This is a genomic window from Streptomyces sp. NPDC033174 (assembly GCF_055577795.1).
In genome coordinates this window covers 22,339-28,338 of record NZ_JBVIPQ010000004.1, presented here as the reverse complement: position 1 = coordinate 28,338, position 6,000 = coordinate 22,339, and the positions used below count along the sequence as shown (strand labels likewise).

Here is a 6,000-nt window from a genome sequence, read left to right as displayed (position 1 = left end):
GCGGTGGCTTCCGTCGTGACGACCGTCCCTCGGGTGGTTTCCGCCGGGACGACCGTCCGTCCGGCGGCTTCAACCGTGACGACCGTGGTGGCCGTTCCTTCGACCGCCGCGACGACCGCCCCACCGGCGGCCACCGCGGCTCGGACCGCCCGTTCAACCGCGACCGTCGTGACGACCGTCCCGCAGGCGGCTTCCGCCGCGACAACGACCGCCCCTCCGGCGGCCACCGCGGCGGCGACCACCGCAGCACCGGCACGAACACCGGCTCCTTCGGCCGCCGTGACGACAAGCCGCGCTGGAAGCGCAACGGCTGACCTTCCGTCTCCGTAGACCGGTAGCAGGGCCCGTATCTCCTCGTGGGGATACGGGCCCTGCTTCTCCTCTTTCGAGGGTGTTCGACCACGGCGGCGGGGCCGATGATCCGATACCCGATCGGCTCACCGGTCCCGTCCCGCTATGCTCGTGGATGACTCGCCGAGGGCCGTTAGCTCAATTGGCAGAGCAGCGGACTTTTAATCCGTTGGTTGTGGGTTCGAGTCCCACACGGCCTACGACTCAGCCCCAGGCCGGAGAAATCCGGTCTGGGGCTTACGTGTGAGCCGAGCATCCGGCAGGCGACCGCGCGCAGTTGAGCACGTTCGCCTCGAACTCCCGCAAAGAGAAACTCGTTCCCGTCCATCTCTCACCCCCTTCTCGCGCCCTGTCACCGCCCTGACGCACCGGAGGGCGCGGATGTGGCCGGAGGGACGGCTTCTGTGAGATTCCGGCCGGGCTCCGCGGATCACGGGGATTTCCCCGGCCGATCGCGCCAAGAACCGGGAAACCGCACTTCAGCGCCGTGATCACCGACCGTAGATTTTCAGTCATGACCACGACGCAGATCACCAGCCACGCCCCCGCCGCCGCGAACTCCGTACTCCGGGTCCCGCCGGCCTCGCCCGCCGCGGCCGCCGCCTACTTCTCGGCCAGCCTGGCCTTCCACGCGGATGTCTCCGACGTCGCCTCCGCGCTGGCGGCGGACGACGACCCCGGTTTCGTGGTGCTCGACTCGCGGTCCACCGCTTCGTGGGACCAGGGTCACATCCCCGGCGCGATCCACCTGCCGACGGCGCTCATCCCCGAGCAGGCCGAGCAGCTGCTCGACAAGTCGGTGCCCGTCGTCACGTACTGCTGGGGCCCGGGCTGCAACGGCGCCACGCGCGCGGCGCTCGCCCTCGCCGAACTGGGTTACCAGGTCAAGGAGATGCTGGGCGGCTTCGAGTACTGGGCCCGTGAGGGCTTCGCGTTCGAGACCTGGGAGGGCCCGCAGCAGCGTGAATCCGACCCGCTGACGGCCCCCGTCGACGCCGACGACTGCGGTTGCTGAGCACCCGCGCGGAAGCACCTGTGCGTACTGAACCGTTAATCGGTTAGGGGCACGGCCCGGCATGGCGTAGGGTGGTGTTTACCGACGCGGGGTGGAGCAGCTCGGTAGCTCGCTGGGCTCATAACCCAGAGGTCGCAGGTTCAAATCCTGTCCCCGCTACTCAGTGGCCGAAGGCCCGGATCCTCAAGGATCCGGGCCTTCGTCGTGTTCCCGGAGCCCCCCGATCGAGCGCTGGGAAGCGTGTCCGAAACCCGGCCCGCCTCTTTGGCCGCACCCCAGTGCCCACCGTAGTGTCGCGGGCACCATGAGTGACAGGGTGGAAGTGACGGTAGGGAGGCGGCTGCCCGCCTTCGTCCTCCTGCTCGCCCTCGGTGCCCTGCTGGTCAGCGTCTGCCACGGCTCGCACGGGCACACGCTCGCTCCCGTCGGCGGCGCCACCCTCTCCGCTCCCGGACTCCCGCACGGCTGTGACCGGTCCGAGGAGCGCTGGACCTTCGACGCCCATCTGCCCACGCAGGCGACGGCGGCCCCGCTCGTGGCGCCGGGCACCGACGGAGCCGTACCCCTGGCGTACGAGAAGGTCGCGCCGGCCGATCCGCGCGCCGGCCGGGCGGGCGATCGCGCCGGGCCCTGTACCGGGCCGGGGCGTCTGCTCATCGCCCTGGGAGTCGACCGGAACTGAGCCGGGTCCTGCACATCCACGACCACGGCTTCGTCTCCGCGCACTCCAAGGACGTACCCCACCATGAGCAGACTGCTGTCCCTCGCCGAGCAGACCGTCGGCAACACGCCCACCCTCTGGATCGACGAGAGCCCCGGTACCGGTTACTGGGCCAAGCTCGAAGGCTTCAACTCCGGCGGGATCAAGGACCGCGCCGCCCTCTACATGGTCGAGCAGGCCCGCCGCCGCGGTGAGCTGCGCCCCGGCGCGCCGATCGTCGAGTCAACCTCAGGGACGCTCGGGCTCGGTCTCGCGCTCGCGGGCGTCCTGCACGGCCATCCGGTCCATGTCGTCACCGACCCCGGCCTCGAACCGATCGTCGAGCGGATGCTCGTCGCCCACGGCGCCCGCGTCCATGTCGTCGCCGAGCCGAGCCCCCGGGGCGGCTGGCAGCAGGCCCGGATGGACCGGGTCGCCGAGTTGCTCGGCGGCCTCGACGGCGCCTGGTGGCCCAACCAGTACGGGAATCCGGACAACCCGGCGGCGTACGGCGGGCTCGCCGCAGAGCTCTCCGGCCGGCTCGACCGGATCGACGTCCTGGTCTGCGCGGTCGGGACCGGCGGCCACTCCTCCGGCATCGCCCGCGCCCTGCGCGCGACGACGATGCCCGCCCTGGAGCTCGTCGGTGTCGACAGCGTCGGCTCGACCGTCTTCGGCCTGCCGGCCGGTGAGCGTCTGATGCGGGGGCTCGGCTCCTCCATCCACCCGGGCAACGTCGACCACGACGCCTTCGACGAGATCCACTGGGTGGGGCCCGCCGAGGCGGTACGGGCGGCGCGGACCCTGGCGGCCCGCCAGTTCGCCACCGGCGGCTGGAGCGTGGGCGCGGTGGCGCTGGTCGCGGGCTGGCTGGCCCGCACCCGGCCGCGCGGGACCCGGATCGCCGCCGTCTTCCCCGACGGCCCGCAGCGCTACTTCGACACCGTCTTCAGTGACGACTTCTGCGCCCTGCACGGCCTCCTGGACGGGCCCGTGCGGTCCGAGCCCGCCACGTACCGCGCCGCCGACGAGGTCGACGGCTGGACCCGGCGCGCGCTGGAGCGCGTCCGTTGAGGCGGATCCTGCGGCAGAGCCGCAGCTTCGAGCCGGCCGTACGCCTCCTCTTCGCCAACCAGCTCACCATCAACCTCGGCTTCTACATGCTGATGCCCTACCTCGCCGCGCATCTGGCCGACGGCCTCGGCATGGCGGCGTGGGCGGTCGGCCTGGTCCTCGGCGCCCGGAACCTCTCCCAGCAGGGCATGTTCCTGGTCGGCGGCGCGCTCGCCGACCGGCTGGGCTTCAAACCGCTGATCGTGGCCGGGTGCGCCCTGCGCACGGCCGGTTTCGGGGCTCTTGCCTTCGCGCAGTCGCTGCCGGTGCTGCTCGCGGCGTCGGTGGCCACCGGGCTCGCGGGGGCGCTGTTCAATCCCGCGGTACGCGCCTATCTGGCGGCGGAGGCGGGGGAGCGGCGCGTCGAGGCGTTCGCGCTGTTCAACACGTACTACCAGGCGGGGATTCTGCTCGGGCCGCTGATCGGGGTGGCGCTGACGGGGGTGTCCTTCCGGCTGACGTGCGCGGTGGCCGCGCTGCTCTTCGCGGCGCTGGCGCTCGTACAGCTGCGGCATCTGCCGGTACGGACGGCCGGGACGGCCCCGGGCGAGCGGGGCGAGGGGCGGGGGCAGTTCCGGACGGTCCTGGCCAATCGGCCGTTCCTGTTGTTCGCGCTGGCGATGACCGGGTCGTACGTCCTGTCCTTCCAGGTCTACCTCGCACTGCCGCTCGCGGCCGGGTCCACCGCCGTGACCACCGCGATCTTCGTCGTCTCCGCGCTGGTCACCCTGGGGGGCCAGCTGCGGATCACGGACTGGTGCAAGCGGCGGTGGCCCGGGCAGCGGTGTCTGGTGGCCGGGCTCGCGCTGCTGGGCGCGGCCTTCCTGCTGCCGGTCGCGGTGGGCGGGATCGCGGGGTTGCTGCTGTGCGCGGCGGTTCTCGCGGTCGGGAACGCCGTCCTCTATCCGTTCGAGATGGACACCGTGGTCGCGCTGTCCGGCGGCCGGTGGCCGGCCACGCACTACGGCCTCTACAACACCGTGTGCGGGATCGGCATCACCCTCGGGAACCTCGGCACGGGCGCGCTGCTCGGCGTGGGCGGGTGGCCGGCCCTGCCGTGGCTGGTGCTGTGCGCGGTGGGGCTCGGCTGCGCGGGAGCGGTGGCGGTGCTCGCGCGGGGCGGGCGGCTCGCGCCGGACAGGCCGCGCGAGGAGACGGAGGAGGAGTCGGGCGAGGGGGTGCGGAAGGGCGCCTGACTCCGCGCGAACGCCGGGTCTCCAGCAGTACCGGGCCGCGGCCCAGCACGCGGAGCGCTCGCTGCAGCTCCGCTCACCCGCCTACGCCCGGAGCCGGCTCTTCAGCCGGATGGTGCTGGCTTCGGCCCGGCTCGGCCTCGGCGAGCTGGACCAGGCGTGCGCCCTGGGCGCGGAGGCGGCGCCGGGTCCCGCAGGGCCCGTCGGGTGGTCCGTGGCCCGGTGGGCCGGGCGGTGGGCCGGGCGGGTGGACCCTTCCCCGGTTGGCCGATGGCGAGTCGCCGCACGGCGCGGCTACGGCCAGCCTGGGTGGGGCGCGGTACCGTCCGCAGCCGTCCCCTGCCTTCCGCGGGGCGACTCCAAGGCGGACCGGGCAGGGAGAGCACAGGTGGGGCGACCATCGCGGGGCGGCGGCACCGACGGAGGACGGGGAGGCGGGGACCGGAGCGAGCGCGCGCGCCGGTTCATCCGGGCGCTGCCCGCGCTTCTGATCGTCGGCGGGGTCGTCTACGACCTGGCGACCCCGCCCACCTTCACCGCCGCTCCGCTCTTCTCGGCCGCCCCGCTGATCGCGGCGCCGTTCTTCTCCCTGCGCACGACCCTGGTCACCGGCCTCGCCGCCCTGGCCGCAGTCCTCGGACTGCACATCTACAACGGCACGATCGGCAGGGTCCCGGCGCTGACCGAGATCCTCACCGTGTTCACCGTCTCCGCGCTGGCTCTGCTCATCAACCGGGTCGTCCGGCGCAGCGGTGAGCGGCTGGCGTCCGCGCGGGTGATCGCGGAGACCGCTCAACGGGCGGTGCTGCCCGTTCCCGCCGAGCGGATCAGCGGGCTGCACATCGCGGCGCGGTACGAGGCGGCGCAGGCGGACGCGTTCATCGGCGGGGACCTCTTCGCCGTGCAGGACACGCCGTACGGGGTCCGGCTCGTCGTCGGGGACGTACGCGGCAAGGGGCTCGACGCCGTGGAGGCGGTGGCCATCGTCATCGGGGCCTTCCGGGAGGCCGCCGAGCAGGAGAGAACCCTGGAGGGGGTGGCGCAGCGGCTGGAACGGGCGCTCACCCGGGAGGGCGCCCGCCGGGACGACCTGGACGCCTTCGAGGGGTTCACGACGGCCGTGCTCGCCGAGATCCCACGGGGGGCCGGCGTGCTGCGGGTGGTGAACCGCGGCCATCCCGAGCCGCTGCTGCTGTACGCCGACGGGGGCCTCGGCCGGGTGGAGCCGTCCGAGCCGGCGCTGCCGCTGGGCATGGGAGACCTGGCGGCCTGGCCGGACCGGGCCGACGAGGCGCCGTACCCGCCGGGCGCGACCCTGCTGCTGTACACGGACGGACTGTCCGAGGCGCGTGACGCGAACGGCGTCTTCTACGACCCCGCCGCGCGGCTGGCGGGGCGGATCTTCCCCGGGCCCGGGGAGCTGCTCGACGCTCTGGTGGACGACGTACGGCGGTACACGGGCGGCGGCTCGAACGACGACATGGCGCTGCTCGCGGTGAGCAGGCCGGGAGAGGGTCAGCCCGCGCGGCGCAGGACGATGCCCGTCGTGCCGTAGCCGACGGGGCACACGCTGCGTAGTGGAAGGGCACAACTGCGCATAACAGTTGACGAACGATCAGATCGAACGG

Annotated in this window: 5 protein-coding genes, 2 tRNA genes and 1 pseudogene; all 8 read left to right on the top strand. The window is 73.0% G+C overall.

What is annotated here, in order from left to right:
* Positions 1-314, top strand: a pseudogene (locus ACZ5VC_RS13590) (DEAD/DEAH box helicase); the annotation flags it as partial.
* 164 nt (positions 315-478) lie between these two features.
* A tRNA-Lys gene (locus ACZ5VC_RS13585) sits at positions 479-551 on the top strand.
* A 314-nt stretch (positions 552-865) separates the two neighbouring features.
* Positions 866-1,366: a rhodanese-like domain-containing protein gene (locus tag ACZ5VC_RS13580; RefSeq protein ID WP_469120247.1), complete on the top strand. Its 501-nt coding sequence runs from the start codon at positions 866-868 to the stop codon at positions 1,364-1,366.
* Positions 1,367-1,451: 85 nt separating this feature from the next.
* Positions 1,452-1,525: transfer RNA gene (locus ACZ5VC_RS13575), tRNA-Met, on the top strand.
* A 145-nt stretch (positions 1,526-1,670) separates the two neighbouring features.
* Entirely contained in the window at positions 1,671-2,048 is a 378-nt protein-coding gene (locus ACZ5VC_RS13570; RefSeq protein WP_469120246.1) for a hypothetical protein, read from the top strand.
* A gap of 63 nt (positions 2,049-2,111) precedes the next feature.
* Positions 2,112-3,140 (top strand): PLP-dependent cysteine synthase family protein, encoded by a 1,029-nt coding sequence (locus ACZ5VC_RS13565; protein WP_469120245.1) that lies wholly within the window; start codon positions 2,112-2,114, stop codon positions 3,138-3,140.
* Positions 3,137-4,375: an MFS transporter gene (locus tag ACZ5VC_RS13560; protein ID WP_469120244.1), complete on the top strand. Its 1,239-nt coding sequence runs from the start codon at positions 3,137-3,139 to the stop codon at positions 4,373-4,375. Before ACZ5VC_RS13565 ends, ACZ5VC_RS13560 begins: the two co-directional genes overlap by 4 nt.
* Positions 4,376-4,760: 385 nt before the next feature.
* Complete coding sequence (locus tag ACZ5VC_RS13555; protein ID WP_469120243.1) at positions 4,761-5,927, top strand: PP2C family protein-serine/threonine phosphatase; 1,167 nt, start codon at positions 4,761-4,763, stop codon at positions 5,925-5,927.
* Positions 5,928-6,000 lie beyond the last annotated feature (73 nt).

Excerpts from the sequence above, each read along its gene's own strand:
- ACZ5VC_RS13580 (WP_469120247.1), top strand. The coding sequence starts at position 866 with ATGACCACGACGCAGATCACCAGCCACGCCCCCGCCGCCGCGAACTCC.
- ACZ5VC_RS13570 (WP_469120246.1), top strand. The coding sequence starts at position 1,671 with ATGAGTGACAGGGTGGAAGTGACGGTAGGGAGGCGGCTGCCCGCCTTC.
- ACZ5VC_RS13565 (WP_469120245.1), top strand. The coding sequence starts at position 2,112 with ATGAGCAGACTGCTGTCCCTCGCCGAGCAGACCGTCGGCAACACGCCC.